Consider the following 27,000-nt stretch of genomic DNA (forward strand, 5'->3'; position numbering starts at 1 on the left):
GGTGGGAGATATCCGCCGCGGAGCGGCGGGAACGAAAACACCCGGGCGAGCGGGCTACTTCAGCAGGCGGGACATGCGGCGGTCGGCCAGGGGCCTGCCCCCCGTCTGGCACGTGGGGCAGTACTGCAGCGACGAGTCCGCGAAGGACACCTCGCGAACGGCGTCCCCGCACACGGGACACGGCAACCCGGCCCGCCCGTGCACACGGAGCCCCGACTTCTTCTCGGACTTGAGCCGAGCGGCAGCGACCCCGTGCGACCGCTCCACGGCCTCCGTGAGCGTCGCGCGCAGCGCCTCGTACAGATGCTGCGTCTCCGCCGCGGACAGGCTCCCGGCGAGCTTGTACGGCGACATCCGCGCGGCATGCAGGATCTCGTCGCTGTACGCGTTGCCGATGCCGGCGATCAGGCTCTGGTCGCGCAACGCGCCCTTGAGGCGCCGCCGTTCCCCCTCCAGGAGCCCCGCGAACCGCTCCAGGGTGAAGTCCGCGGCCAGCGGGTCGGGGCCGAGGCGGGCGATGCCGGGAAGCCCGGCGGGATCGCCGGTGACGTACACGGCGAGCCGCTTCTGCGTACCGGCCTCGGTGAGATCGAACCCGGCGCCGGTCTCCAGCGCCACGCGCAGCGCCAGCGGCCCCTTGCCCGGCCGCGGCGCACCGCTCGGCAGCGGGTCCTTCCACTGCAGCCAGCCCGCGCGGGCGAGATGCGTGACGAGATGCAGCCCGCCGGCGTCGACGGCGAGGAACTTGCCGTAGCGGGCGACCCCGGTCACCGCGCGGCCTTCGAGCGCGGTGACGGGCGGGTCGTACGTCTTGAGGACGCTGATCGCGACCGGCAGCACCCGCACGATCTCGTGCCCGGTCAGCTCGGCGGCGAGAAACTCCCGCAGCGCCTCGACTTCCGGCAGTTCCGGCATGGCCGCCTCACCCTTCGTCCGCCGCGTCGCGCGCGGGCACGATGAACTCGCACCACACGCATTTCCCGCCGCCCCGCGAGTCCACACCCCACACGTCCGCGAGCCGGTCCACGAGCAGCAGGCCGCGCCCGGACACCCCGTCGTCGGATGCCTCGCGCAGCCGGGGCAGGGCGCTGGAGGAGTCCTCGACGTCGACGCGCAGCCGCCGGTCGGCGGCGGACAGGACGCGCAGCGTGACGATGGCGGGCCCGTCGGTGTGCATCAGCGCGTTGGTGATCAGCTCGTCGGCGGCCAGCTCGATCTCGTCGGCGCGGTTGCGCGCGCCCCACGCGCGCACGGCGGCCCGGATCATGTGCCGCGCCTCGGCGAGGGCCTCCGGGTCGGCCGGCGCGACGTGCTGCTGGAGGCGGCCGCCGGAGCGCGGCGCGTCCACGACGCGGCGGCGCAGCAGGAGCAGCGCGGCGTCGTCGTCGCCGCGCCCGTCGTCGACCCGTCCGCACAGCAGGTCGGCCAGCTCCTGAAGGTCGTGCGGGCCGACGGAGACGAGTTCGGCGAGCGCCTGGGTGCCGTCGTCGAGGTCCGCGCCCGGCTCCTCGACGAGGCCGTCGGTGTAGAGCAACAGCATCTGGCCGGGGTCGAGTTCGACGGTGGTGACGGGGTAGTCGAGCCGCCCGAACTCGGCGGAAAGGCCCAGCGGCAGTCCCCCGTCGACGGGCACCCGGCGGCAGGTGCCGTCGGTGAGCCGCAGCAGCGGGTCGATGTGGCCGGCGCGCACCAGCTGCACCACGCCGGTGCTGAGGTCGGCCTCCGCGTACAGGCAGGTCGCGAAGCGTTCGGTGTCGAGTTCGTGCAGGAAGCCGGAGGCGCGGGCCATGACGGTGGCGGGGGTGTGGCCCTCGGCGGCGTACGCGCGCAGCACGATGCGCAGCTGGCCCATGACGGCGGCGGCGTGCGTGTCGTGGCCCTGTACGTCGCCGATGACGGCGCCGACGCGGCCGCCGGGCAGCGGGATCACGTCGTACCAGTCGCCGCCGATGTCGCGGCCGAGCGCGGCGCTGCGGTAGCGCACGGCGATGTCGGCGCCGGGCACACCCGGGATGGTGCGGGGCAGCATGGCCTGCTGGAGGCCCTGGGCGAGGTCCTTCTCCTGCTCGTAGAACATGGCCCGCTGCAGGCTCTGCGCGATGCTGCTGCTGAGCGCCACCAGGACGGTGCGTTCCTCCTGGGTGAACCCGGTGCGGTCCTGGTAGAGCAGGCCGAGCACGGCGAGCGGCTTGGCCTGGGCGATCAGCGGCAGATACGCGGCCGAGGTGATGCCGAGGTGTTCGATGTGCGGCCACAGCAGCGGGTACGAGGCGGCGAACTCCTCCGGCGTCTCGATGTAGCGCGGCGAGAGCGTGCGGACGACCTCGCCCATGGGGTACGGCTCGTCGACGCGCGTGAGCCGGGTGCCGGGCACGTAGCCCTCCGGCGGCCCCTCCGCGACGAGCCGGATCCGGCCGGCCTCGACCAGGCCCATGACCAGGTGCGAGGCGCCGAGGTGGGCCAGGCCCTGGGCGTCGCTCAGGACGTCGATGACGTCCGCGACGGTGCGCGCGTGGGCCAGGGCCGCCGTGGTGCCCTGGACGACGCTGGTACGGCGGCGCCGGTCCGCCTCCTCCTCCACCCGCTCGCGGTGCGCGGTGCTGTCGCTGAGCTCGCGGGTGGCGTCGCGCACGATGCCGACGATGCGCTGCGGGCGCCGGTCCTCGTCGCGCAGGACGTGTCCCTGGGTGTGCCGCCAGCGCAGGCTGCCGTCGCGCAGGCGTACCCGGAAGTACGCGCCGTAGTTGACGTCGCCGCTCTTCAGCGCCTGCGAGACCTGGACGTCGAGGCGGTGGGCCTCGCCGGGCGGCACCCGGACGGCGAGGCTCTGCGGCCGGTTGTCGAACTCGTCGGGCCGCAGGTCGAAGAGGGCGAGGACCGCGTGGTCCAGGAGCAGCTCCCCGCTCCGCAGGTTCCACTCGAAGCCGCCCATCTCGAGACCGGAACCGTAGGCGTCGAGAAAACAGCAGGCGGGAGCGGATGCGGAGCTGCCGCTGCAGCGCCGCATCGCTGCCTCGACACCTCCCGTGCCCGCGTCCATGGGCCAACGCTAGGCGCACCCTCGGACGGCCGCATGTGGACGGCGGCCCGCCCGTGGGGCGCCCGGGCGCTCAGCTGTCGAAGGAACCGGGGTCGGGGCCGAGGTCCGAGGTGCCGTCGCCCTCGGGCGTGCGCTCCTCGGGGCCGTCCGGTGGGGTGGGCGTGGGGCAGCCGGGCGGGGGCGGGGCCGGGGTCTGGTCGAGGGGGTCGTCCGTGCCGGTGTCCGGGGTGGGGGTGGGGCAGTCGGTCGAGGTGTCGCCCTCGTCGGGGGCGGTGGGGCCGGAGTCGCGGTCGGAGGGGTCGGAGGGGTCTGACGGGTCGGAGGGATCCGAAGGAGCGAACGGGTCTGACGACTCGGACGGGTCCGAGGAGTCCGAGGGGTCCCGGTTCTCGTCCGGGTCGGCGGAGTCGGTCGGGGGCGTGGGAGAGGTGGAGGCCGGGTCCGGGGGCGGCACGGAGTGGTCGTCCTTGCCGTGCTCGTCGCCGGTCTTCCGCTCGATCCAGGTGTTGTTGACGATGTTCACGATGACGATGACGGTGATCGGCCGCGGCGCGGGGGTCACGACGATCACCTTCGTGGGCTGGTAACCGCGCCACGGCTGTCCGCTGTGGGCCGGGGTGTGCCGGAAGGCGACCGGGGGCTTCAGCGGGTTGCCGCAGGCGCAGCGCACCCGGGGCAGGCCGCGGTCGTCGACGAGGACGGCGGTGCCTGCCTGCATGACGGACTGGTAGGCGGTGGCGCGGCCGTCGCGGTAGCCGTGGTTGGTGACGCGGGTGTCCGCGCGCAGGACGACCGGGGTGAGGCCGCGCAGATACGCGGGGATGCCGTCCTGGGCGATGCCCGCCGCGTCGGCGAAGGCGCGGGCGCGGGCGGGTTCGGCGGTCAGGAAGCGGATCTGCAGCCCCACGTCGCAGCTGCCGATCCGTTGCGTGCCGCCGTAGAGGCCCGGTGTGCCGCCCGCGAGGGACCGCAGGCCCTGGTCGGCGGGCGAGGAGGAGCCGCTGGGCGAGGGTTGCGGCGAACGGGTGACGGGCGGAGGGCTGCCGGTGTCCCGGGCGGTGGAGTCCGTGAAGGGGTCCGGGCCCCGCGCGGCGACGGGTTCCAGGAACAGCTCCCGCCCCCCGTCGGCCTTCTCCCTCTTCTCGCGGGCCGTCTCCTGGCCGCCGCCGTCCGAGCCCGAGCATCCCGCGACGGTCAGCGCCGCGGATATCCCGAGGGCCGTGGCCCAGGTCCTGGTGGCTGCGCGCACGAGGGGCCTCCTGCCTGCTTCCGGGGCATTAGTCCCTCATTGTCTGGCGGGTGGAGCGGGGCCCCGCAAGCGGAGACGGGGCTCGGCCGGGCCGCGTGTGCGCGTGCCCTCACTGGTCCCGCCCCGCGTCACTGGTCCCGCCCCGCCTCACTGGTCCCGCCTCTCCACGCTGAACACGGTGACCGCGACGGCCGCCAGCGCCCACACCGCGTACACGGTCCAGGCCCCGCCCGCAGACCAGGGATACGCCTCGAAGTGCGCGCCCGGTTCGGTCAGACGGCGCCACGCCGGGTACGGCAGGGCGTGGGCGATGAGCGCGGACCAGTACCGGTCGGGGCTCACGACCATGGGCAGCACCAGGAGGGTCGCCACGGTGGCGACGATCGTGCTGCCCATGTGCCGCAGGAGCGTGCCGATCGCCATGCCCACCAGCGCGGCGACAGGGGTGAGCAGCGCGGACGCCACCACGACGCGCAGGGCGCCGGGGTGGCCGAGGGAGACCCCGAGGTCCTTTCCGGACAGGATCGCCTGTGTCGAGAAGAAGGACACCAGGGCGACCAGCGCGCCGAACACGGTGGTCACCGCCGCGACCACGGCCGCCTTGGCCGCCATCACCGAACGGCGGGCGGGGACGGCCGCGAACGTCGTCCGGATGAGCCCGGTGCCGTACTCCCCCACGACCGTCACGGCGCCGATGGCTCCGGCCGCGAGGATGTGGATCAGAACGGCGTTGGGCGTGAACGCCTCGGCGAGGGGGATGCCGTCGCGGACGAACTCGTCCCGGTCACCTGCCATCTCCGTCGTCCAGTAGCGGTACGTGTCGTACGCCTGGCCCGCGTTGAAGCCGATCACGGTGAGCGCGGTGACCAGGTACGCCCACGGCGTGGACCGCAGCGACCACAGCTTCAGCCACTCCGCGGCGAGGAGGTCGCGGAAGCGGGCGGCGGGTTCGGCGGTCGCTTCGGCCGCGTACGGGGCGATTCCAGTGGTCATCGTGTTTCTCCCGCGAGGTAGTCGACGCTGTCGGCGGTGAGTTCCATGAACGCCTCCTCCAAGGACGCCGCGCGCGGGGCCAGTTCGTGCAGGGGCAGGGCGTGCCGGGCGGCGAGGTCGCCGATGCGGGCCGCGTCCATGCCGGTGACCGTGAGCAGCGGCCCGTCCTGGCGCACGACGGCTCCCTCGGCGGTCAGGACGGCCGCCAGGTCGGCGGGCCGCGGTGTGCGCACGGTGACGCCCGCCCCGGTGCCCCGGGCCGCGAACCGCTTCAGGCTCTCGGCCGCGATCAGCTCGCCGCGGCCGATGACGACCAGTTCGTCGGCCGTGTTCTCCATCTCGGACATCAGATGGCTGGACACGAAGACGGTGCGGCCCTCGGCGGCCAGGCGCCGGAACAGGCCGCGCACCCACAGCACGCCTTCCGGGTCGAGCCCGTTGAGCGGTTCGTCGAAGAGCAGCACCGGCGGGTCGCCGAGCAGCGCAGATAACATGGCCGCATGCCGAGCGAGTACCCCGCGATGCGGCGTCGGCCCGCCGCCCCGGCGAGCCCGACCTCCGCGAGCACCTCGTCCACCCTGGGGCGCGGGATGCGGTTGCCGCGGGCGAGCACGGCCAGGTGCGCGACGGCGCTGCGGCCGCCGTGCACGTCGCCCGCGTCCAGCAGGGCGCCCACGTGGCGCAGGCCGCGCGGCCGGTCGCGGAAGGGGCGGCCGCCGACGGTGACGGAGCCGCCCGTGGGCGCGTTCAGGCCGAGGATCATGCGCAGCGTGGTGGACTTTCCTGCGCCGTTCGGCCCGAGGAAGCCCGTGACGTGTCCGGGCCGCACCGTGAAGGAGAGCTCCTGCACGGCCGTGGTCGCGCCGTAGCGCTTCGTCAGGTCCTTGACTTCGATCATGTGTCAACGGTGCCGGGGGCGGGGCCCGTTCGGCATCGGCCCGCCGCCGACAATCGGAGCCGCCCGGTGTCGACCCTGGTTGTACACCCGCGGGCCGATTCCCGCCGCTGGTCAGGCGATTACGATGCCGACATGTCCGTGACACCGCCAGGGCCCTCGTTCAAGCGCGTGCCGCCGCGTACGTGGCCGGCGCTGGCCTGGTGCGTGGGGTCGGCGTTGACGTTCCTCTTCCGCTTCCGCCTCCCGGGTGAGGCCCAGCCCGCGCAGCAGGGTGTCCTGTTCTTCCGGTGGGACGGCATGGCGGTGCTGGCCCTCGCCACCGTGGCCGCCTTCGCGGGCAGCCGCCGCCTGGAGCGCCGGCCGCTGTCCGGGCTCTTCCTCGTCCTGCTCGCCTCGGCGGGCGCGTCGACGACGCTGAGCGTGGCCGAGATCCCCCTGCTGCAGTTCGTGGCCGCCGACGTCGCGGTGTACGTCATCGCGGCGAGCCGGCCGCGCCGGACGGGGCTCGCCGCGCTGTCGCTGGCGCTCGGCACGCTCGCCGGATATCTGCTCACGCGCCTCGCGTTCGGCTGGGTCGTCGGGACATCGGCGGAGCTGACCGTCGCGCTGACGGCCGTCGTGGCCTGGCTCCTCGGCGACGCGGCGCACCAGTCCCGCCGACATGCCGAGCAGCTTCGCGCGCACGCCGCCGAGCAGGCCGTCACGGCCGAACGGCTGCGCATCGCCCGCGAGTTGCACGACATGGTCGCGCACAGCATCGGCATCATCGCCCTGCAGTCCGGCGCCGCGCGGCGCGTCATCGGCACCCAGCCCGAGCGGGCCCGCGGCGCCCTCGGCGAGATCGAGACGGCGAGCCGCGAGACGCTCTCCGGCCTGCGCCGCATGCTCGGCGCGCTGCGCACCCCGGAGCCGGGGAAGGCCGCCGAGGCGGCGCCTCTCGATCCGGGCCTCGGCCTCGCCGACGTGGACCGGCTCGCGAAGACGACCACGGCGGCGGGCGTCCGCGTCGACGTGCGCTGGCTCGGCGAGCTCCGGCCGATACCCCCGGAGATCGACGTATCGGCGTACCGCATCATCCAGGAGGCGGTCACCAACGTGGTCCGGCACGCGGGCACCCGCTCCTGCCGGGTCACCGTCGACAGCCGCGACGACGCGCTGGCCATCGAGATCCTCGACGGCGGGCCCGGCCGGGAGGAGGGCGCCGGGGCCGGCCGGAACGCCGCCGGTGACGGCGGCACCGGATACGGCCTGCTCGGCATGCGCGAGCGGGTCGGCCTGCTGCACGGGGAGTTCACCGCGCACCCGCGCCCCGAGGGCGGCTTCCGCGTCGCGGCGCGGCTGCCCGTTCCTGCGGGTGTGCGATGACGGCGCCCGTCGCCCCGGCCGGGGACCGGCGGCTCGTGCGCGTCGTCCTGGCCGACGACCAGCCGCTGGTGCGCGCCGCGCTCCAGATGGTCATCAGCGAGGCCGACGACCTCGAAGTCGTCGGCGAGGCCGGGAACGGCGCCGAGGCGGTCCGCCTCACCGCGGACCTGCGGCCCGACGTCGTGGTCATGGACATCCGCATGCCCGGCACCGACGGCATCGAGGCCACCCGCCAGATCACGCGGGCCACCGACGCCACCCGGATCGTCGTCCTGACGACCTTCGATGACGACGACTACGTGTACGGGGCGCTGCGCGCCGGCGCGTCCGGGTTCCTGGTCAAGGACATGGCGCTGGAGGAGATCCTCGCCGCGGTCCGCGTCGTCGCGGCCGGGGACGGCCTGATCGCGCCGAGCGTGACCGGCCGTCTGATCAAGGAGTTCGCGGACCGTCCGGCGGCCGCCCCGCCGCCCCGGGAGGTCACGGGCATCACGGAGCGCGAGCGCGAGGTGCTGACGCTGGTCGGCGGCGGCCTGTCGAACTCCGAGATCGCCGACCGCCTGTTCATCAGCGTGGCCACGGCCAAGACGTACGTCACGCGGCTGCTGTCGAAGCTGGGCGCCCGGGACCGGGTGCAGCTCGTGATCATCGCGTACGAGACGGGCCTGGTGTCGCCGCCCCGCTGAGCGGCACCGTGCCGGACAGGCCCCTCACCGGGCCGCGCCGGGCCGCCCACAGGACTCAGGGCTCACTCTCCGTCACAATGGAGGAGTGGAGTGGTTCACGGCGGACTCCTACTGGCTGAGCCGGCTGGTCTTCCAGCGCGTGCTGGCCGCGCTCTATCTGCTCGCCTTCCTCGGCGCCGCGCTGCAGTTCCGCGCGCTCATCGGCGCGCGCGGCATGCTGCCCGTGCCTCGGTACGTGGCGGACGTACCCTTCCGCCGGGCTCCCAGCGTCTTCCACTTCCACTACTCGGACCGCTTCTTCGCGCTGTGCGCCTGGGGCGGCTGCGCGGTGGCCGCGGCGCTGCTCGCGGGCGTGGACGGGCTGCTGCCGCTGTGGGCGGCGATGCTGCTGTGGCTCGTGCCGTGGGCGCTCTATCTGTCGATCGTGAACGTGGGGCAGACCTGGTACGGCTTCGGCTGGGAGTCGCTGCTCCTCGAGGTCGGCTTCCTCGCCGTGCTGTTCGCGGGGGACGACGTCGGGCCGCCGGTGCTCGTGCTGTTCCTGCTGCGCTGGGTGCTGTTCCGGGTCGAGTTCGGCGCCGGGCTGATCAAGATGCGCGGCGACGCGTGCTGGCGCAAACTGACCTGTCTGTACTTCCACCATGAGACCCAGCCGATGCCGGGCCCGCTGAGCTGGTTCTTCCACCGGCTGCCGCGGCCGCTGCACCGTGTGGAGACGGCCGCCAACCACGTCACCCAACTCGCCGTCCCCTTCCTCCTGTTCACCCCGCAGCCCATCGCCACCGGCGCGGCCCTGCTGATGGCCGCCACCCAGTTGTGGCTCGTCCTCTCCGGCAACTTCTCCTGGCTGAACTGGCTGACGATCGCGCTCGCGCTCAGCGCGGTGGACTTCCGCCGCCTGTTCGGCGACGCGGCGGCCCCGCCCGCGGATCTCGCCTCTCCCCCGCTCTGGTACGAGGTCCTGGTCATCGCCGTCACGGCGGGACTGCTCGCCCTGAGCTACCGCCCGGCCCGCAATCTGGTCTCGCGGCGGCAGATCATGAACTACTCCTTCGACCCGCTGCACCTGGTCAACGCCTACGGGGCGTTCGGCAGCGTGAACCGGGTGCGGCAGGAAGTCGTCGTCGAGGGGACGTCGGACGCGGTGCCGCGCCAGGACTCCGACTGGCGGGAGTACGAGTTCAAGGGCAAGCCCGGGGACGTACGGCGGTGGCCGCGGCAGTTCGCTCCGTACCATCTGCGGCTCGACTGGCTGATGTGGTTCGCCGGGCTCTCGCCCGCGTACGCGCGCGCGTGGTTCGGTCCGTTCGTGGAACGGCTCCTCGAAGGCGACCGGGACACGCTGCGGCTGCTGCGCCACTGCCCGTTCCCCGACCGGCCGCCGACGTACGTCCGCGCCCGTCTCTACCGCTACCGCTACACGACGTGGCGCGAGCTGCGGGAGACGGGCGCGTGCTGGGAGCGCACGTACGTACGCGAGTTCCTGCCGCCGACCCGGCTCGGCGGGGGCGCTCCGGAGGCGTGACCTCACCGGGCGCGTGGCCTCACCGGGCGCGTCACCTCACCGAGCCGGTGTCGCCGAGACCTCCTTGGGGTTGGGCCCGTGCTCGTTCGCCGGCTTGCTGTCGGTGGCGAGCATGACGATCAGGATGATCAGGCCGATCACCGGGAGCAGGAAGAGGAGCTGCCACCAGCCCGTGCGGCCGGTGTCGTGCAGGCGGCGCGCGCCGACGGCGAGGCCGGGAAGCAGGACCGCCACGGTGTAGGCCACTTCGAGGACCGGCGTGATGCCGAGTGCCATGTCGAGCAGCGCGAGAACGAGGCTGACGACGAGGTTGAACAGGGTGAACATCCAGTATTCGGCGCGTCGCGCCCGCCCGTTGAACACGGCGTATTTCTTGAGTACGTCCACGTACCAGTGCATCGCGTCCCCCTATATGCCCGCGATGGAGCGCGTCCCCCGTAGGCCGCGCTTGAGGATCCAGAAGGTATGGCTTCGGGTGGTGTGGGTCAACCGGCCCCGGTTGGTCTGGTTCATACGGCTTTGGGTGACAGGAGTAAGGCGGGCAGGAGCTACGTCAAAGCAGGTCCGGCCCGGACCGGGCCGGGGCGTAGCGCAATCATGGGCGGACCCGCCACCGCCTCAGCAGATTCCCTTAGTCCGGCCGATCCGGCCGCCCGTACACGCGCCGCGCCGTTCCCGCGAAGACCTGCGCGCGCTCGGTGTCGCTCAGCGCCGCCGTCAGTTCCCGTGCCGCCTCGACCACTTGCTGGTACGTCGCCGCCAGCTCGCACACCGGCCAGTCCGAGCCGAACATCAACCGGGACGGGCCGAACGCCTCCAGGGCCGTGTCGGTGTAGGGGCGCAGGGACGCCGGGGTCCAGTTCGTCCAGTCGGCCTCGGTCACCAGGCCGGACAGTTTGGCGGTGGTGTTCGGCAGGGCGGCCAGCGCGCGCAGCGAGGCGGCCCAGGGTTCGCGGGCGGACGACGCCACGGGCGGCTTGCCCAGGTGGTCCAGGACGAAGGTGAGGCCGGGGTGGCCGGCGGCGGCCCGCGCGCACGCGGGGAGTTGGTGGGGCAGCACCACCAGGTCGTACGCGAGGCCCGCCGCGGCGACTGCAGCCAGGCCCCGCCCTACGTCAGGGCGCAGCAGCCACTCCGGGTCGGGCTCGGCCTGCACCTGGTGGCGGATGCCCACGAGGCGGTCGCCGCCCGGGAGTTCGGCCAGCGCCGCCAGGGCATCGGCGATGTCGGGGCGGGTGAGGTCGGCCCAGCCGACGACCCCGGCGATCAGATCGCTGCCCGCCGCGAGGGCCAGGAACTCCGGGGTCTCCTCGGGCACGGTGACGGTCTGGACGAGGACGGTGGCCGCGACTCCGGCGGCGCGGGCGTGCGGGGCGAGGTCGTCGACCGTGAAGGTGCGGCGGATCGGGGCCATCTCCGGGCCGGTGATCCACTCCTGGTCGCGCACGTCCAGGTCCCACACGTGGTGGTGGGCGTCGATGATCCCGCGCGTGCCCTCCGTTCCCGTCACGGCAGCTCCCAGACGACCGGCAGGCCCGAGTCCGCGCCGTCGCCGGAGTAGTCGTGGACGACGTCGAGCAGTTCCGCCATGCGCGCCTGCCACGCCACGTTCACGGGCAGCTGCTCCAGCTCGGCGAGGAGACGCGCGTAGTCCGCGCACTCCAGGACGTGGAACAGGTCGGTACCGCTGCGCCAGATCGTCCAGGAGGTGGCGCCCGCGGCGCGGATCGCCGCGGTGAGCTCGGCGGGGACCTCGCGGTGCGCCGCTTCGTACTCCTCGACGCGGTCGGCGCGGACCTTGGTGTGCAGGGCGACTCTCACGGCGCGTCATCCTCTCCGGGGGCGCCCGCCCCGACAACGCCTTCCCCGGGCACGGGCACGTCGGGCGGCAGCAGGCCCTCCGCCCGCGCTTCCTTCCAGAAGTCGACGGGCACGTCCACGGCGAACTGCTCGGCGGCGTCGGTGACTTGGTACGGCGCGTGGATGCCGACCAGGACGCTCGCCACCGCCGGGTGGGCGAACGGGAAGGCGAGCGCGGCGGCGCGCAGGGTGACGCCGTGCCGCCCGGCGACCGTGCGCAGGCGACGGGCGCGGTCGAGCAACTCGCTTGGCGCCTCGGTGTAGTTGAAGCGTGCCCCGTCCTTCGGGTCGGCGAGCAGACCGGAGTTGAAGACGCCGCCGATGACCACCGACGCACCGCGTTCGCTCGCTGCGGGCAGCAGCTCGGCGAGGGCCTGATGGTCGAGGAGCGTGTAGCGGCCCGCGCACAGCACCGCGTCGACGTCGGTGTCCCGGACGAAGCGGGTGAGCATCTCGGCCTGGTTCATGCCCGCCCCGATGGCGCCCACGACGCCTTCGGCGCGGAGTCGTTCCAGGGCGGGATAGCCCTCGCGGAACGCCTGTTCGCCGTGGTTGTCGGGGTCGTGGAGGTAGACGATGTCGACGCGGTCGAGGCCGAGCCGCTCCAGGCTGGACTCGATCGAGCGGCACACGCCGTCCGCGCTGAAGTCCCACCGGCGCCGGTGCGCGGCGGGCACGGCGAACCCGCCGTCGGCCAGGTCGTCGCCGCTCACGGGCCCGGTGACCGGCTCCAGGATCCGCCCCACCTTCGTGGAGACGGTGTACGCGTCCCGGGGGCGCCCGCGCAGTGCCGCGCCGATCCTGCGTTCGGACAGGCCGAGGCCGTAGTGCGGCGCCGTGTCGAAGTAGCGCAGGCCGGCGTCCCAGGCGGAGTCGAGCGCGACGGCCGCGTCCTCGTCGGTGACGGGCGAGTAGAGGTTGCCGATGCCGGCGCCGCCGAACGACAGCTCGCTGACCCGGACGGTGCCCCGGCCGAGGCGCCGGGCGCGGATGCCGCTCACCGGGTCACCGGCCGCGGCCGCAGGCCCTGCATGCCGCCGTCGACGGCGAGGGCGGTGCCGGTGGTGGCGCCGGACAGCGGGCTCGCCAGGTAGGCGATGGCGCCCGCGACCTCGTCGGCGGTGACCAGGCGTCCGGTGGGCTGGCGGGCTTCGAGGGCGGCGCGCTCGGCGGCCGGGTCGGGGGCGGCGTCCAGGAGACGGCCGACCCACGGGGTGTCCACGGTGCCGGGGTTGACGCAGTTGACGCGCACGCCTTCGCGTACGTGGTCGGCCGCCATGGCGAGCGTCAGGGACAGCACGGCCCCCTTGGACGCGGAGTACAGGGCGCGCTGCGGCAGGCCCGCGGTCGCGGCGATGGAGCAGGTGTTGACGATCGCGGCGTGCGCGGAGGCCCGCAGGTGCGGGAGCGCGGCGCGGGTGGTGCGGACGACGCCGAGGACGTTGACGTCGAGGACGGTGTGCCACTGTGCGTCGTCGTTGTCCTCGACGGTGCCCTGCGCGCCGATACCCGCGTTGTTGACCAGTACGTCGAGTCCGCCGAGCTCGGCGGCGGCGGACGCGACCGCCTCCCGTACGGACGCGTCGTCGGTGACGTCGGCGGTGTACGCGTGCAGGGGCTTGTCCACGCCGCCCGGGTCGAGGTCGAGCACGGCCACCTCGGCGCCGCGCGCGGCGAGCAGCTCGGCGGTGGCGCGGCCGATGCCGGACGCGCCACCGGTGACCAGGGCCTTGAGCCCTGCGAAGTCCTGCGCGACGGTCATGCCGCGGCTCCCTTCTCGTGCGGCTGGTGAGCGAGGTCGGCGGCCCAGAACGAGCCGTCCGGATAAGTGAACTCGGCGATGGACTCCGGGCGCATGGTGGCCGAGAAGCCCGGCGCGGCCGGGGCGAGGTAGTGCCCCTCGCGCACCACGACCGGGTCGATGAAGTGTTCGTGGAGGTGGTCGACGTACTCGATGACCCGGTTCTCCGTCGTGCCGGACAGCGCGACGTAGTCGAACATCGACAGGTGCTGGACCAGCTCGCAAAGACCGACGCCGCCCGCGTGCGGGCACACCGGCACCCCGAAGCGCGCGGCGAGCAGCAGGATCGCGAGGTTCTCGTTGACGCCGCCGACGCGCGCCGCGTCGATCTGCAGGATGTCGATGGCACCGGCCTGGAGGAGCTGCTTGAACACGATGCGGTTCTGCACGTGTTCGCCGGTGGCGACCTTCACGGGGGCGACGGCGTCGCGGATGGTGGCGTGCGCGAGGACGTCGTCGGGGCTGGTGGGCTCCTCCACCCAGTACGGGTCGAACTCGGCGAGCGCGCGGGTCCAGCGCACGGCCTCGTCGACGTTCCAGCGCTGGTTGGCGTCGATCGCCATGCGGATGCCCGGCCCGATGGCCGCGCGGGCGGTGCGGCAGCGGCGTACGTCGTCGTCGAGGTCCGCGCCGACCTTCAGCTTGATCTGGGTGAAGCCGTCGGCGACGGCCTGGCGGGCGAGGCGGGTGAGCTTCTCGTCGCTGTAGCCGAGCCAGCCGGGTGAGGTGGTGTAGCCGGGGAAGCCGTGCTCGCGCAGCCGGTCCTCGCGGGCCCCCGCGCCGACGCGGCCCCCGCGCAGCAGGGTGAGCGCCTCCTCGGGCGTGAGCGCGTCGGCGATGTAGCGGAAGTCGACCTGGGAGACCAGCCATTCGGGTTCCGCGTCGGCGAGGAGCTTCCACAGCGGGGTGCGGGCGCGCTTCGCGGCCAGGTCCCAGACGGCGTTGACGACGGCCCCGATCGCCATGTGCATCACGCCCTTCTCAGGGCCGAGCCAGCGCAGCTGGCTGTCGCCGATCAGGTCGCGGTTGAGCGTGCCCGGATCCCCGCAGAGCTCGTCGACGGAGCGGCCGACGACATGGTGCGCGATCGAGTCGATCGCGGCGACCTGCACCTCGTTGCCGCGCCCGATGGTGAAGGTGAAGCCGTGCCCTTCGAGTCCGTCCTCGGCGTCGGTGCGCAGCACCACATAGGCGGCCGAGTAGTCCGGGTCCGGGTTCATGGCGTCGGACCCGTCCAGTTCCCGCGAGGTCGGGAACCGGATGTCGTAGGTGTCGACCGCAGTGACGCGGCCGGGAGTTGGGGACACAGGAGACCTTTCCGGAAGGAACAGGGAGCCGTGGGCGGGCGGGGACGGAGGTCCTGGGCGCGGCCCGGGGCGGTCAGTCCTGGGCACGGCCCGTGGTGACGCGCGCGATCATCAGGGCGACGAGGATGATGCCGCCGTAGATCGCCTGGATCCAGAAGGACGGCACCTGCGCGAGCGTGAGCAGGTTCTGTACGACGCCGAGCAGCAGCACACCGGTGAGCGCACCGAACATGGTGCCCTTGCCGCCGTCGAGGCTGATGCCGCCGATGACGGCCGCCGCGAACACCGTGAAGATCATGTTCTGGCCCTGGTTGGCGTTGATGGCGCCGACGTAGCCGGTCTGCATCAGGCCGCCGACGGCGGCGAGTGTCCCGGCGACGACGAACACGCCGAGCATGACCCGCTCGACGCGGATGCCCGCAGCCCGCGCGGCGTCCGCGTTGCCGCCGATCGCGTACAGGGCACGGCCGACGCGGTGGTACTTCAGGACGAGCCCGGTGATACCGAAGGCGGCCGCCGCGATCCACACCGACAGCGGCACGGTCAGGAACGTGGACGTGGCGAGCGTGAAGAACGACTCGGGCATCCCGAACAGCGTCTTGCCCTTGGTGGCGCCGACGAGGACACCGCGCAGCACGATCAGCATGGCGAGCGTGACGATGAACGCGTTGAGCTTCAGCTTGACCACGAGGATGCCGTTGAAGCCGCCGATCACCGCGCCGACCAGCACGATCGCGAGCAGTCCGACGGCTGCGGGCAGGTCGGTGCCGAATCCCGCCTGCGCGGCGGGCAGCACGAGGAGCGCGCCGATGGCGGGCGCGATGCCGACGACCGACTCCAGGGACAGGTCGAACTTGCCGGTGATCAGCACGAGCGACTCGGCGAGGACGACCATGGCCAGGGCCGCGGACGCGCCCAGGATGGAGATGATGTTCCGCTCGGTGAGGAAGGAGTCGTTGACGAAGGCGCCGAGCACCATGAGGAGCAACAGGGCGGGGACAAGGGCGAGTTCGCGTGCGCGGCGGAGCAGCATGTTCTTCGCCGAACGGGTCTCCCCCGGGCGGACCGGGGCGGGCGCGGCGGGCGCCTTCGCGGCCGAAGGGGCCTTGATGTCAGCCATGGTGGTCTCCTTGTGGTTCGGCTGCGGACCGGCGGGGGCTGGTCGCGCCGTTCCCCGCGCCCCTATCGGGGCGCGACTGGTCCACACCTTCAACCGAGGCGATCAGCTCGTGGTCGTGCCAGCCCGCCGCGTGTTCGGCGACGACGCGGCCGTGGAAGAGGACGAGCACGCGGTCGCAGCGGCGCAGGTCGTCGAGTTCGTCGGACACGACGACCACGGCGGTGCCGTCGTCGCGGGCCCGGTCGACGCGGGCGAGCAGCGACTCCTTGGACTTCACGTCGACGCCCGCGGTGGGGTTGATGAGGACGAGCAGGCGCGGGTCGGAGGCGAGGGCGCGCGCCATGACGACCTTCTGCGCGTTGCCTCCGGAGAGGTCGGACACGGGCTGGTCGGGTCCCTCGGCGTGGATGTCGAGCCGCTGGATGAGCCCGCCCGCGAAGGCGCGCTTGCGGTCGGTGCCGACGAAGCCGTACCGGCCGAGCCGGCCCAGCACGCTCATCGTGGCGTTGTCCCCGATGGACATGGAGAACACCAGGCCCTCGCCGTGCCGGTCGCGCGGTACGCAGCCCACTCCGGCACGCAGCGCGGCGGGCACGTCGCCGAACTTCAGGGGCTCGCCGTCCAGGAGGGCGGTGCCCGAGGTCGGCGTGTGCAGTCCGGTGAACGACTCCGCGAGGTTGATCTTGCCGCTGCCGCTGGACCCGGCGAGCCCGACGACCTCGCCCCGGCGCACGGTCAGGTCGACGTCGTCGTACGAGGGGCCGCTCAGGCCGCGCACGTCGAGCAGTACGGGCGCGTCGGCGGGGACCCCGGGCCGGGCGCGGACCTTGCTCTCGGTGAGCGCCTCACCCGCCATGGCCTCCACCAGGGCGGCGCGGGGCAGGTCGGCGACGGGGGCGGTGGTGATCCAGCGGGCGTCGCGCAGGACGGTGACGGCCTGGCACACCTCGTACACCTCTTGCAGATGGTGTGAGATGAACAGGAACGTGACGCCGGAGTCCTGGAGCGCCCGCATGCGCGTGAACAGCCGCTCGATCTCGCGGTTGTCGAGCTGCGCGGTGGGCTCGTCGAGGACGATGAAACGGGCGCCGAAGCTCAACGCGCGGGCGATCTCCACCATTTGGCGGTCCTCGACCTTGAGGTCGGCGGTGCGCGCGCCGGGGTCGACCCGCACGTCCCAGGTGCGCAGCACCTCGGCCGCCTCCGCCTTGAGGCGGCGCCAGCTGATGAATCCGCCGCGGCCCTGAGGCTGACGGTTGATGAAGAGGTTCTCGGCGACCGTCAGTTCCGGCACGACCGTGGGCCGCTGGTACACGCAGGCGACCTTGCGGCGCCAGGCGTCGCGGTCGGCGAGCGGCGGCGCGGCCTCGCCGTCGAACACCACGGTGCCCGCGTCGGGCGCCTGCAGGCCGGTGAGGATGGTGACGAGGGTGGACTTGCCCGCGCCGTTGCGGCCGACGAGGGCGTGGGACTCGCCGGGCCTGACGGTCAGCCGGCCGTCCTGGAGGGCCACGGTGGGTCCGTACCGCTTCACGATGCCGGACGCCTCGACGAGGGGCACGGGCGCCGCGGGGCTCGGTGGGGTCGGTGTCGTCATTGGACGGAGTTGCCCCACAGCTCGGCGTCGTCCACGTTCTCCTTCGTGACGAGCGGCGCGGGCAGCTGGTCCTCGAGGATGCCGCTCGGCAGCTTCACGATGGTGGAGCCGTGGTCGGTCGGTCCTGGCTTGAACTTCTTCCCGTTCATCGCGGCCTTGATGTAGTACATGCCGTACTTGGCGTACGAGTCGGCGGGCTGGGAGACGGTCGCGTCGATCTGGCCCTTGCGGATGGCGTCGAACTCCTGCGGGATGCCGTCGTTGGACACGATCGAGATGTGCCCCTTCGCACCCGCCTTCTTCAACATGCCCTTGGACTTGAGGGTCTGCAGGGTGGGCGCGAGGTAAACGCCCCCGGCCTGCATGTAGATGCCCTTGATGTCGGGGTGGGAGTTGAGCAGGGTGTCGAGCTTGGAGGCGGCGGTGTCGGACTCCCACTTGGCGGGGATCTCCAGGACCTTCAGCTCCGGGTACTTGTCCTTGACGCAGTCGCGGAACGCCTTGGAGCGCTCACGGCCGTTGACCGACGCGAGGTCCCCCATGATCTGGACGACCTTGCCGCTCTCGACCTGCTTGCCGAGGTAGTCACACGCCTTCTGCCCGTACGCCACGTTGTTGGCGCGGACCACCATGGCGACCTTGCCCTTCTCGGGCGCGACGTCGACGGCGACCACCGGCACGCCCTTGCGCTCGGCCTGGTCGAGCCCCGCGGAGACGGCGGCGCTGTCGAGTGGCGCCACCACCAGGCCCTTGACGCCCTGGTTGAGCTGGTTGTTGATGTCGGTGATCTGCTGCGAGGGGTCGCTGTTGGAGTTGACGGTCTTGAGCGCGTCGACGTCCTCGGACTTCGCCATCTTCGGTACGTAGTCGTTGTACGACTGCCAGAACGGCGAGGTGAGCAGCGGCAGGATCACGCCGACCTTGCCCTCGCCGCCGGCCTTGCCACCGGATCCCCCGGTGTCCTTCGTGCTGCCGCAGGCGGTGAGCGCGAGGGCGGCGCAGGCCGCCAGGGCGACGGCTCGGGCCGGCCGCGAACTCCGCATCCTCCGGGGGCTGTTCCGCACACTACTGCCGGCCATCTGACGGCTCCTCATCGAGCGTGATGCAGCGGGATTCAGGTAGGGGGTGCTAGGGGTCGAGCGATCGATGGGCGAATATTTATCAGACCACTTGGCGCACACAACACCCCTCGTCGCCAACTTTTCCCGCTTTCCGGCCGTAGTGGTCGGACCACATCTGTGACTACACTGCGCGGCACCGGCAAGTGAAGGAGCGTTTTGTGGACCAGAGCGAGCAGAGCGCCCCGCCCGCGCCCGCGCAGAAGGGCACGGTGACCCAGCGGGCCATCGAGGAGATCAAGGCGATGATCCGCGAGGGGCTCCTGGAGCCCGGCCAACGCCTGCCCACCGAACGGGACTTGGCGACGCAGCTCGGGATCTCACGCAGCTCGATGCGGGAGGCGATCCGGGCCCTGACGGTGCTCGGGGTCCTGGAGGCGCGGCACGGCTCGGGCATCTATGTGACCCAGCTGGAGGCCGGGGACCTCCTGGAGACCTTCGGCGTGGTCGCCGATCTGTCGCGCGGCCCGCGCCTCGTGGAGCTGCTCGAAGTGCGCCGGGTCCTGGAGTCCACGGCGACCGGGCTCGCCGCCGCCCGCATCACGCAGGACCAACTGGCCGATGTAGAGAAGCACTTGGCGGCCATGAACGCCACCGACGACCCCGAGGAGATCCTCTCCCACGACCTCGCCTTCCACCGCACGATCGCCTTCGCGGCCGGCAACGACACGATGGCGGCGATCCTGGAGGGCCTGTCCTCGCGCACCTTCCGGGCCCGGGTGTGGCGCGGATACCAGGAGGAGGGCGCCTTCGAGCGCACCCGGCGCGAGCACTCCCGCATCCACCGGGCCCTGGTCGCGCGGGACCCGGAGGCGGCCCGGGCGGCGGCGGCCGCGCATGTGGGGGAAGTGGAGGACTGGCTGCGGGGGCAGTTGGAGGGGTAGCTCTCGCCGGGCGGGCCGGGACCAGGCGGGACCTGACCGACGCGGGCCGGGGCCGCGGCCAGTTCGCGCCGGGCGCCCCTCAGTCCACGTCGACGTCGTCGAACAGCTCCAGCATCCGCGTGAGCACCTGCACGCACGCCGTGACATCGGCGTCGGTCAGGTCCCCCCGCACGTGCCGCATCACGGCGTGCTCCCGCGCGGCGGCCGCCGCCATCGCCGCCTCGCCCTCGTCCGTGAGCCGGATCAGCGACGACCGGCGATGAGCGGGGTTGTCGGTGACCTCCACCAGGCCGCGCGCCGCGGCGTCGTTGACCATGCGCTGCACGAACTGGCGGCTCAGCGACTGGGCGCGCCCCATCTGCGGCACGGTCATGGGGCCGCCCTTGCGCAGCAGATCGAGGACGGCCCGCACGCCGACGGACAGCCCCTCGATCGGCTCGGACTCCTCGACCTTGCGCTGCACCCGCCGGTACAGCGGGCCGACGAGGTCGAAGACTTCGGTGAGCCGGTGGCCCAGGGCATCGGGTTCCAGGGGTTTCTCGGACACCGCACCATCATGACACCTGGGTTGCCAACTCTCGCCATCATTGACACCTTGGTTGTCATGACTGAGACTTCTGACGTCTTCCTGTACGAGACCGAGGACGGCCCCTTGGCCTACCGCGACACCGGCGAGGGCGCACCGTTGGTGCTGCTGCACGGCGGCTTCGTGGACCACCGCATGTGGAACGGCCAGATCGCCCACTTCTCCCGGCGGTACCGCGTCATCGCCCCGGACACCCGCGGCCACGGCGGCTCCGCGAACGCGTCCGTCCCCTTCCGCCAGACCGACGACCTGGCCGCGCTCCTGCGCCACCTGGACGTCGGCCCCGCGGTCCTCGTCGGGCTGTCGATGGGCGCGGGCATCGCCGTCGACACCGCCCTCGAACACCCCGGCCTGGTCCGCGCCCTCGTCGTCAGCGGCGCCGGCACCAGCGAACCCGTCTTCGACGACCCCTGGGCCCAGGCCATCCTGGCCGAGTGGGCCCGCGCGACGGCCGCCGGCGACGCGGCCGCCTTCCTCGCCGCCCACATGCTGTTCGTGGCGGGCCCGCACCGCGCCCTCGGCGACGTCGACGAGGCCGTCGTGCGCGACGTACGGAACATGGTCGAGTACACCCTCTCCAAGCACACGGGCACCGAACCGCCGCGGCTCGTGCCCGTGCCCGACACCTGGGCGCGCGCCGCGAAACTCCCGGTCCCGGTGCTCGCCATCAGCGGCGCCCTCGACTCCCCCGACCCGATCGCCATGGCCGAACGCCTGGCGGACGCGGCCCCCGACGGCCGGACGGCGACCGTCGAGGGCACGGCGCACTACCCCAACATGGAACGTCCGGAGACCTTCAACGAGATCCTTGACGCCTTCCTCCAGCGGGTCTGATCGCGTCCCCGGCCCTCCAGCTGCTATCCGGCGGGCCTGATCGCGTCCCGGCGCCCGGTGCGGGACTTCCGCGGAACGGCACTGAAGCGTGCCTGCCCCTTGAACGCCCAGGTCGGCTCCGGAGAGGGTGACCAGGGCCAAGAGGGGGTGAGGGCCTTGTCCTTCGGAATTCTGGGGCCCATCGAGGTGTGGCGTGACGGCGTCCCGGTGAACGTCGGGCCCGCGCTTCAGCGGCGGGTGCTCGCGGCGCTGCTCGTGGACGCCAACCGTCTGGTGTCGGCCCACGCCCTGGTGGACAGGGCATGGGGGACGGCCGAGCCGCGCAGCGGCCGACGCGCGCTGTACGGATACATCTCCCGGCTGCGGCGGGCGCTGGAGGGGCACGACGTGTCCCTCACCCGCGAGGAAGGCAGCGGCTACCGGCTGCGGGTCGGCCCCGAGGCCGTCGACCTGCACCGGTTCCGCCACCTGCTGGACCGGGGGCGCGCGGCGCCCGCCGACGAGGAGGCCGAGGCCCTCTTCCAGGCGGCTCTCGGCTCCTGGCGCGGGGAGGCGTTCGCCGGGGCGGACACCCCGTGGTTCAACACGCAACGCGATGTGCTCGACGGCGAGCGGTTCGCCGCCGAGCTGGATCTGACCGATGTCCGGCTGCGCCTCGCGAAGCACGCCCTGGTGCTGACCGAGCTCTCGGGCCGGGCCGAGGCGCATCCGCTGGACGAGCGGGTGGCGGGGCATCTGATGCTGGCGCTGTACCGGTGCGGGCGGCAGGCCGCGGCGCTGGAGTGCTACGAGCGCCTCCGGCGGGACCTGGCAAGGGAGATGGGCATCGACCCCGGTGCGCCGCTGCGGCGGCTGCATCAGCAGATCCTCGCCGCCGACCCCGCGCTCCACCCCGCTCCGGCCACGCCCGCGGTGGTGCGCCCACCCCGCCCCGCCCGGCCCGTGCCGCGGCAGCTTCCGCCGTGGCCGGCGACGTTCGTCGGCCGGGGCCGCGAACTGGCCGCCCTCGACGTCCTGCTCAAGGAACCCGCCGAGGGCAGCGGCCGGCCGACGATCTTCGCGGTCGGCGGCACGGGCGGCGTCGGCAAGTCCTGGCTGGCGCTGCACTGGGCCCATCAACACCTCGACCGCTTCCCCGACGGACAGCTGTACGCCGCTCTGTGCGGTTTCGACCCGGCCGGCGAACCGGTCCCGCCGGACCGGGTGTTACGCGGCTTCCTCGACGCCCTGGGCACCCCCCTCCAGGAGATACCCACCGGGGCGGAGGCCCAGGCGGGGCTGTACCGGTCCCTGGTCGCCCGGCGCCGGATGCTGATCCTGCTGGACAACGCCCGCGACGCCGACCAGGTCCGGCCGCTGCTGCCCGGCAGCGCCACCTGCCTGGTCCTGGTCACCAGCCGCAGCCATCTCGGCGGTCTCACCGCCACCCACGGCTCCCCGCACCTGACCCTCGACACGCTCCCCGACACCGAGGCCCGCGAGGTCCTCACCTGCGCCCTGGGCCAGGACCGGGTGGCGGCCGAACCCGCTGCCGTGACCGCACTGCTGCGGCGGTGTGCGGGACTGCCCCTGGCCCTGGGCATCGTGGCCGCCCGCGCGGCGGCCCACCCCGGCTTCCCGCTCGCCGAGCTGGCCGGAGAGCTCGACGACGCCTCCGGCAGACTCGACGCCCTGACCGTCGGGGACCTGGCCACCGATCTGAGAGCGGTCTTCGAGACCTCCTACCGGGCCTTGGACGCCCCAAGCGCCCGGGCCTTCGCCCTGCTGGGACCGGCACCCGGAGCGGACATCGGTCCGCGCGCCGCCGCCCGCCTCATCGGAACGCCCCTAGCGCGCACCCGCGCCGTACTCCGCACCCTGGAGGCCGCCCACCTGGTCCAGCAGCACGCCCCGGGCCGCTACCGCATGCACAACCTGGTCCGCCTCTACGCCACCGAACGCTGCCAGGACCGGCACGGCGACGACCGGGACGCGGCCTCGGACCGCCTGGTCGACTTCTACGCCCACACCGCGTACGCGGCCGACCGGTTGCTGTCCCCGCAGCGCACGCCGATCGCGCCGGGCCCGTCCGCGGCGACGGACGCCCCGTCCTTCCTCAGCGACGCGCCGACGTCCATGGCGTGGTTCGAGGCCGAGCATCCCTGTCTGCTCGCCGCGCACCGCTTCGCCCTGGAACACGGCCGGCACGGCCAGGCATGGCGGCTGGCCTGGGCCCTGGACACCTACCACTGGCGCCGTGGTCTCCTGCCGGACCGCATGGCGCTCCTGCGAGCGACGCTCGCCGCCCTCGATGCGGCCGGGGCACAGCCGGCCACACGGGCCCTGGCGCACCGGCTCCTCGGCCGCACCCTCGTCGCCCTCGGCCGGCACGACGATGCCCTGGGCCAGTTGCGGCGGGCCCTCGCCCTGTTCGCGGAGGCCGGGGACGCCGCGGGAACGGCGCAGACGCATCTCAACCTCGCGCTGGCCCGGGAGCAACAGGGCGACGACGGCCGGGCATTGACGCACGCCGTCCAGAACCTGCGCATCCGCGAAACGCTCGACAGTCCCCCGAGGGAGGCCGAGGCCCTCAACGCGGTGGGCTGGTACCACGCCCGGCTGGGGCACCACGAGGAGGGGCGCGCCTTCTGCGAGCGGTCCCTGACGCTGTGCCGTCGGCACCACTTCCTGGAAGGTGAGGCATTCACCTTGGACAGCCTCGGCTACATCGCCCACCGCAGCGGGCGGTACGCCGAGGCCCTGGACCACTACCACCAGGCACTCGCCCTCCGCCGCGAGCTGGGGGACGCCTACGAGGAAGCCGACGCCCTGGCGTGCCTCGGGGACGTCTACCACGCTCTCGGCAGGACCGCCGAAGCGCGCCGCGCCCGGACCCAGGCCCTCGCTCTCTACCGCGACCAGGACCGCGGCTCCGAAGCGGAGCGCACCCAGGCGCTCCTGGGCGCGCTCGGCCACGCGCCGGCACGTTGAGAGCCTGCCTTTGCCCCGCCCTCCGCCCGACGGGCGCGGCCGACGGTCACCCGCCCGACGTCGGCCGCCCCCCCGGCGCCGGGTCAGGCCCTCCCCGCCCGCAACGTCACCAGCTCGAACGGCCGCAGGGCCACGGACACGACGGCTCCGTCCCGCTCCGGAGCCGATGTCCCGTCGAGCGGCCGCTCAAGGAGGTCGGTCACGGCGAGGGAACCCACCTCGAAGCCGAAGGTGAGCCGGGCCCGGGCGCGGCCGCCCCGGGCTTCGTGGAAGCGGACGATCACATCGCCGCTCCCGTCGTCCGCGAGCTTCACCGCCGTGACGACCACGGCGTCGTCGTCGACGGCCACCAGCGGCGCGACCTCCGCGCCGGACCCGGTGACCCGCCGCTCGGGCAGGTTGATCCGGTACCCCTCGCGCACGGCGTCGAGGACGTCCGCCCCGGGCGTCAGCGCGTGCCGGAACCGGTGCACGCCCTGGTCGGTCTCCGGGTCGGGGAACCGCGGTGCCCGCAGCAGCGACACCCGCACGGTCGTGGTGGTGCCGGCGTCGGCGTCCCGCACGGCGCGGGTGACGTCGTGGCCGTACGTCGAGTCGTTGACGAGGGCGACGCCCCAGCCCGGCTCCTCGACGTGCACGAAGCGGTGGTTGCACGCCTCGAACTTGGCGGCCTCCCAGCTCGTGTTGGTGTGCGTGGGCCGGTGGAAGTGCCCGAACTGCGTCTCCGACGCGTACCGCTCGGCGTGCACGTCGAGCGGGAAGGCCAGCTTGAGGAACTTCTCCGTCTCGTGCCAGTCGACCTCGGTGTCGATGTCCAGGCGCCGCTCGCCCGGCGCGAGGGTGAGGACCTGCGTCATGCGGGAGGCGCCGAAGCGGCGCCCCACGCGCACCGAGGCGCCCTCGCCCGGCACGACCTCCTCCGCGTCCGTGAGGTCGGTGACGGAGTTGCGGTAGAACTCGTCGACGTCCCAGGCGTCCCACATGTTCGGGAAGTCGGCGTGCAGCTGGGGCAGGTTGGCGGCGTGGCCGGGGGCGACGGTCTCGCGTCCGGCGGCGATGTCGTACACCGAGACGACGAGCCCGCGGGCGTCGATCTCGACGCGCAGCAGGCCGTTGTCGAGGACGAACCCGCCGTCCGCGCGCGCCGCGATCGCCGACTGCCCCGCGGCGACGGGCATCCCGGCGCCGCCCGCCGCGACGCCGGCACGCGGGTGCGGCGCGGAGTTGAAGACGAGGGTGCGGCCCCCGTCGCCCGCGAGTGCCTGCTGCGCGGCGCCGATGATGCCGTTCAGCTCGGCCGCCACCGCCGCGTAGGTCGCGCGGGCCTCGCGGTGCACCCAGGCGATGGACGAGCCGGGCAGGATGTCGTGGAACTGGTGCAGCAGCACCGTCTTCCAGATCCGGTCCAACTCCTCGTACGGATAAGGGAATCCGGCCCGGACCGCGGCCGTCGCCGCCCACAGCTCGGCCTCGCGCAGGAGGTGTTCGCTGCGGCGGTTGCCCTGCTTGGTGCCCGCCTGGCTGGTGAGGGTGGCGCGGTGCAGCTCCAGATAGAGCTCGCCGACCCACACCGGCGCGTTCGGGTACTCGGCCTCGGCCTTCTCGAAGAACGCGGCCGGGGTCTCCCACTGGACGGTCGCCGAGCCCTCCAGGTTCCGCAGCCGGGCCGCCTTCGCGATCATCTCGCGGGTCGTGCCGCCCCCGCCGTCGCCCCAGCCGGTCGGGGCGAGGGAGTGCCGGGCGACGCCCTTGTCCTTGAAGTTCCGTGCCGCGTGGGCGATTTCGCTGCCCTTCATGGCGCAGTTGTACGTGTCGACGGGCGGGAAGTGCGTGAAGATCCGGGTGCCGTCGATGCCCTCCCACTGGAAAGTGTGGTGCGGGAACTTGTTGGTCTGCGACCACGAGATCTTCTGCGTGAGCAGCCACTTGGCGCCCGCCGCCTTGATGATCTGCGGCAGCCCGGCGGCGAAGCCGAAGGTGTCCGGCAGCCACGCCTCGTCGTTCTCGACGCCGAACTCGTCGAGGAAGAACCGCTTGCCGTGCACGAACTGACGGGCCATCGCCTCCGAGCCCGGCATGTTCGTGTCCGACTCGACCCACATGCCGCCGGTCGGCACGAAGCGCCCGTCCGCGACGGCCTTCTTCACCTTCGCCCACACCTCGGGCCGGTGCTCCTTGATCCACGCCCACTGCTGCGCCTGCGACATGGCGAACACGAAGTCCGGCTCGTCCTCCAGGAGCGCCGTCATGTTGGACGTCGTACGCGCCACCTTGCGCACCGTCTCGCGCAGCGGCCACAGCCAGGCGGAGTCGATGTGCGCGTGGCCGACGGCGCTGACGCGGTGCGCGGAGTCGTGCGCGGGCGCGGCGAGCACGGCCTCCAGCTCGGCTCGGGCCGCGGCTGCCGTGCCGTTCACGTCCTGGAGATCGACGGCGTCCAGGGCGCGGTCGACGGCCCGCAGGATCTCGTGGCGGCGGCCGGAGTCCTCGGGCAGCTCCTGCATCAGCTCGCCGAGGACCTCCAGGTCGATCACCAGCTGCCACACCGTCTCGTCGAAGACGGCGAGGTCCATGCGTTCCAGGCGGTACTGCGGTGCCGTGCCCGCCGTCTCCTTGTCGCCCAACTGCGTGGGCAGGAACGGGTGGTAGTCCAGGATGACCGGGTTGGAGGCGGCCTCGATGTGCAGGCGGACCTCCTCGCCGCCCTCGGCGGGCGCGGCGATCCGCACCCACTGGTTGCGTGGGTTCAGGCCCTTCACCGGGGTGCCGTCGGGGCGGTACACCAGGCCCTCGCACTGGAAGCCCGGCATGTTCTCGTCGAAGCCGAGGTCGAGGATCGCCTCGACCGTTCTGCCCGCCCACTCGGGCGGGACCGTGCCCGTCACCCGGAACCAGCTGGTGCCCCAGGGGGCGCCCCAGCGGGACCCGGCCGCCGTCGGCTCGGGCTCCGCCGCCAAGCCTTCGGCCACCGGGACCGGTTCGCCCGGGGCGTTCCAGACGGCGATGTCCAGGGGGACGGAGTGGGGGTATACGGCGGGGCGGATGCGCTCGTCGAGGACGCGCTTGAGGCGCCCCTCGACGAGACGACGGTCGTCGTGCATGTGGCTGTCTCCGTGTGGTGGGGTGGCTGGTGACTGGTGGGCCCCCGATCGGCCTGAACGGCCTCG

21 protein-coding genes and 1 pseudogene are annotated in these 27,000 nt (G+C 73.0%); 6 read left to right on the plus strand and 16 right to left on the minus strand.

All coding sequences use genetic code 11. From position 1 onward, the window contains the following. Positions 1-54: 54 nt before the first annotated feature. The 5 genes and pseudogenes from STRAU_RS34035 to STRAU_RS34055 all read right to left on the minus strand — a co-directional run bounded on the left by STRAU_RS34035 (position 55) and on the right by STRAU_RS34055 (position 6,180). On the minus strand, positions 55-915 hold the full coding sequence (locus STRAU_RS34035) for an Fpg/Nei family DNA glycosylase (protein WP_016644960.1): 861 nt from the start codon (positions 913-915) through the stop codon (positions 55-57). A gap of 7 nt (positions 916-922) precedes the next feature. Beyond that, positions 923-3,040 carry a SpoIIE family protein phosphatase gene (locus tag STRAU_RS34040; RefSeq protein ID WP_016644961.1) on the minus strand — a complete coding sequence of 706 codons (2,118 nt, stop codon included), beginning with the start codon at positions 3,038-3,040 and terminating at the stop codon, positions 923-925. Positions 3,041-3,110: 70 nt separating this feature from the next. Next, positions 3,111-4,289, minus strand: a complete 1,179-nt coding sequence (locus tag STRAU_RS34045; protein ID WP_016644962.1) for a DUF6777 domain-containing protein — start codon at positions 4,287-4,289, stop codon at positions 3,111-3,113. Positions 4,290-4,436: 147 nt separating this feature from the next. Then, a complete protein-coding gene (locus STRAU_RS34050) occupies positions 4,437-5,282 on the minus strand; it encodes an ABC transporter permease (protein WP_016644963.1) in 846 nt (281 codons plus the stop codon). Next, positions 5,279-6,180, minus strand: a pseudogene (locus STRAU_RS34055) (ATP-binding cassette domain-containing protein). The gene STRAU_RS34050 and the pseudogene STRAU_RS34055 overlap by 4 nt, the downstream one beginning before the upstream one ends. 132 nt (positions 6,181-6,312) lie before the next feature. Between STRAU_RS34055 and STRAU_RS34060 the strand changes: the two are divergent. The 3 genes from STRAU_RS34060 to STRAU_RS34070 all read left to right on the plus strand — a co-directional run bounded on the left by STRAU_RS34060 (position 6,313) and on the right by STRAU_RS34070 (position 9,756). Then, on the plus strand, positions 6,313-7,545 hold the full coding sequence (locus tag STRAU_RS34060) for a sensor histidine kinase (protein WP_037663751.1): 1,233 nt from the start codon (positions 6,313-6,315) through the stop codon (positions 7,543-7,545). Then, the gene (locus STRAU_RS34065; RefSeq protein WP_016644967.1) at positions 7,542-8,231 is read left to right on the plus strand and encodes a response regulator; all 690 of its coding nucleotides are present in this window, start codon (positions 7,542-7,544) and stop codon (positions 8,229-8,231) included. The genes STRAU_RS34060 and STRAU_RS34065 overlap by 4 nt, the downstream gene beginning before the upstream one ends. An 85-nt stretch (positions 8,232-8,316) precedes the next feature. Further along, positions 8,317-9,756 (plus strand): lipase maturation factor family protein, encoded by a 1,440-nt coding sequence (locus STRAU_RS34070; RefSeq protein ID WP_016644968.1) that lies wholly within the window; start codon positions 8,317-8,319, stop codon positions 9,754-9,756. A 36-nt stretch (positions 9,757-9,792) separates the two neighbouring features. On the opposite strand, the gene STRAU_RS34075 is transcribed toward STRAU_RS34070, so the two are convergent. The 9 genes from STRAU_RS34075 to STRAU_RS34115 form a co-directional block, all read right to left on the minus strand. Beyond that, on the minus strand, positions 9,793-10,155 hold the full coding sequence (locus STRAU_RS34075; RefSeq protein ID WP_016644969.1) for a DUF805 domain-containing protein: 363 nt from the start codon (positions 10,153-10,155) through the stop codon (positions 9,793-9,795). A 232-nt stretch (positions 10,156-10,387) separates the two neighbouring features. Next, on the minus strand, positions 10,388-11,266 hold the full coding sequence (locus STRAU_RS34080) for an amidohydrolase family protein (protein ID WP_016644972.1): 879 nt from the start codon (positions 11,264-11,266) through the stop codon (positions 10,388-10,390). Then, positions 11,263-11,577, minus strand: a complete 315-nt coding sequence (locus STRAU_RS34085) for an L-rhamnose mutarotase (protein ID WP_016644971.1) — start codon at positions 11,575-11,577, stop codon at positions 11,263-11,265. Before STRAU_RS34085 ends, STRAU_RS34080 begins: the two co-directional genes overlap by 4 nt. After that, positions 11,574-12,617 (minus strand): aldo/keto reductase, encoded by a 1,044-nt coding sequence (locus STRAU_RS34090; protein WP_016644973.1) that lies wholly within the window; start codon positions 12,615-12,617, stop codon positions 11,574-11,576. Before STRAU_RS34090 ends, STRAU_RS34085 begins: the two co-directional genes overlap by 4 nt. Further along, a complete protein-coding gene (locus STRAU_RS34095; protein WP_016644974.1) occupies positions 12,614-13,378 on the minus strand; it encodes an SDR family NAD(P)-dependent oxidoreductase in 765 nt (254 codons plus the stop codon). Before STRAU_RS34095 ends, STRAU_RS34090 begins: the two co-directional genes overlap by 4 nt. Beyond that, positions 13,375-14,724, minus strand: coding sequence for an L-fuconate dehydratase (locus STRAU_RS34100; protein WP_016644975.1), 1,350 nt, complete (start codon positions 14,722-14,724; stop codon positions 13,375-13,377). The genes STRAU_RS34095 and STRAU_RS34100 overlap by 4 nt, the downstream gene beginning before the upstream one ends. Positions 14,725-14,797: 73 nt before the next feature. Then, the gene (locus STRAU_RS34105; protein ID WP_016644976.1) at positions 14,798-15,844 is read right to left on the minus strand and encodes an ABC transporter permease; all 1,047 of its coding nucleotides are present in this window, start codon (positions 15,842-15,844) and stop codon (positions 14,798-14,800) included. After that, on the minus strand, positions 15,837-17,441 hold the full coding sequence (locus STRAU_RS34110; protein WP_052029399.1) for a sugar ABC transporter ATP-binding protein: 1,605 nt from the start codon (positions 17,439-17,441) through the stop codon (positions 15,837-15,839). Before STRAU_RS34110 ends, STRAU_RS34105 begins: the two co-directional genes overlap by 8 nt. Beyond that, entirely contained in the window at positions 17,438-18,520 is a 1,083-nt protein-coding gene (locus STRAU_RS34115) for a sugar ABC transporter substrate-binding protein (RefSeq protein ID WP_037663755.1), read from the minus strand. Before STRAU_RS34115 ends, STRAU_RS34110 begins: the two co-directional genes overlap by 4 nt. A gap of 200 nt (positions 18,521-18,720) precedes the next feature. On the opposite strand from STRAU_RS34115, the gene STRAU_RS34120 reads away from it, so the two are divergent. After that, positions 18,721-19,443 (plus strand): FadR/GntR family transcriptional regulator, encoded by a 723-nt coding sequence (locus tag STRAU_RS34120; protein ID WP_037663757.1) that lies wholly within the window; start codon positions 18,721-18,723, stop codon positions 19,441-19,443. A gap of 79 nt (positions 19,444-19,522) precedes the next feature. On the opposite strand, the gene STRAU_RS34125 is transcribed toward STRAU_RS34120, so the two are convergent. Beyond that, positions 19,523-19,990, minus strand: a complete 468-nt coding sequence (locus tag STRAU_RS34125) for a MarR family winged helix-turn-helix transcriptional regulator (protein WP_016644981.1) — start codon at positions 19,988-19,990, stop codon at positions 19,523-19,525. A gap of 57 nt (positions 19,991-20,047) precedes the next feature. Between STRAU_RS34125 and STRAU_RS34130 the strand changes: the two genes are divergently transcribed. Together STRAU_RS34130 and STRAU_RS44565 are read left to right on the plus strand one after the other, a co-directional pair. Next, positions 20,048-20,863, plus strand: coding sequence for an alpha/beta fold hydrolase (locus STRAU_RS34130; protein ID WP_037663759.1), 816 nt, complete (start codon positions 20,048-20,050; stop codon positions 20,861-20,863). 147 nt (positions 20,864-21,010) lie between these two features. After that, the gene (locus STRAU_RS44565; RefSeq protein WP_037663777.1) at positions 21,011-23,833 is read left to right on the plus strand and encodes an AfsR/SARP family transcriptional regulator; all 2,823 of its coding nucleotides are present in this window, start codon (positions 21,011-21,013) and stop codon (positions 23,831-23,833) included. 83 nt (positions 23,834-23,916) lie between these two features. Here the strand turns inward: STRAU_RS44565 and STRAU_RS34140 are convergent, their stop codons facing one another. Continuing rightward, positions 23,917-26,934, minus strand: a complete 3,018-nt coding sequence (locus STRAU_RS34140) for an alpha-mannosidase (RefSeq protein ID WP_016644983.1) — start codon at positions 26,932-26,934, stop codon at positions 23,917-23,919. Positions 26,935-27,000: the final 66 nt, after the last annotated feature.

This window comes from Streptomyces aurantiacus JA 4570 (genome assembly GCF_000414115.1).
GTDB lineage: Bacteria > Actinomycetota > Actinomycetes > Streptomycetales > Streptomycetaceae > Streptomyces > Streptomyces aurantiacus_A.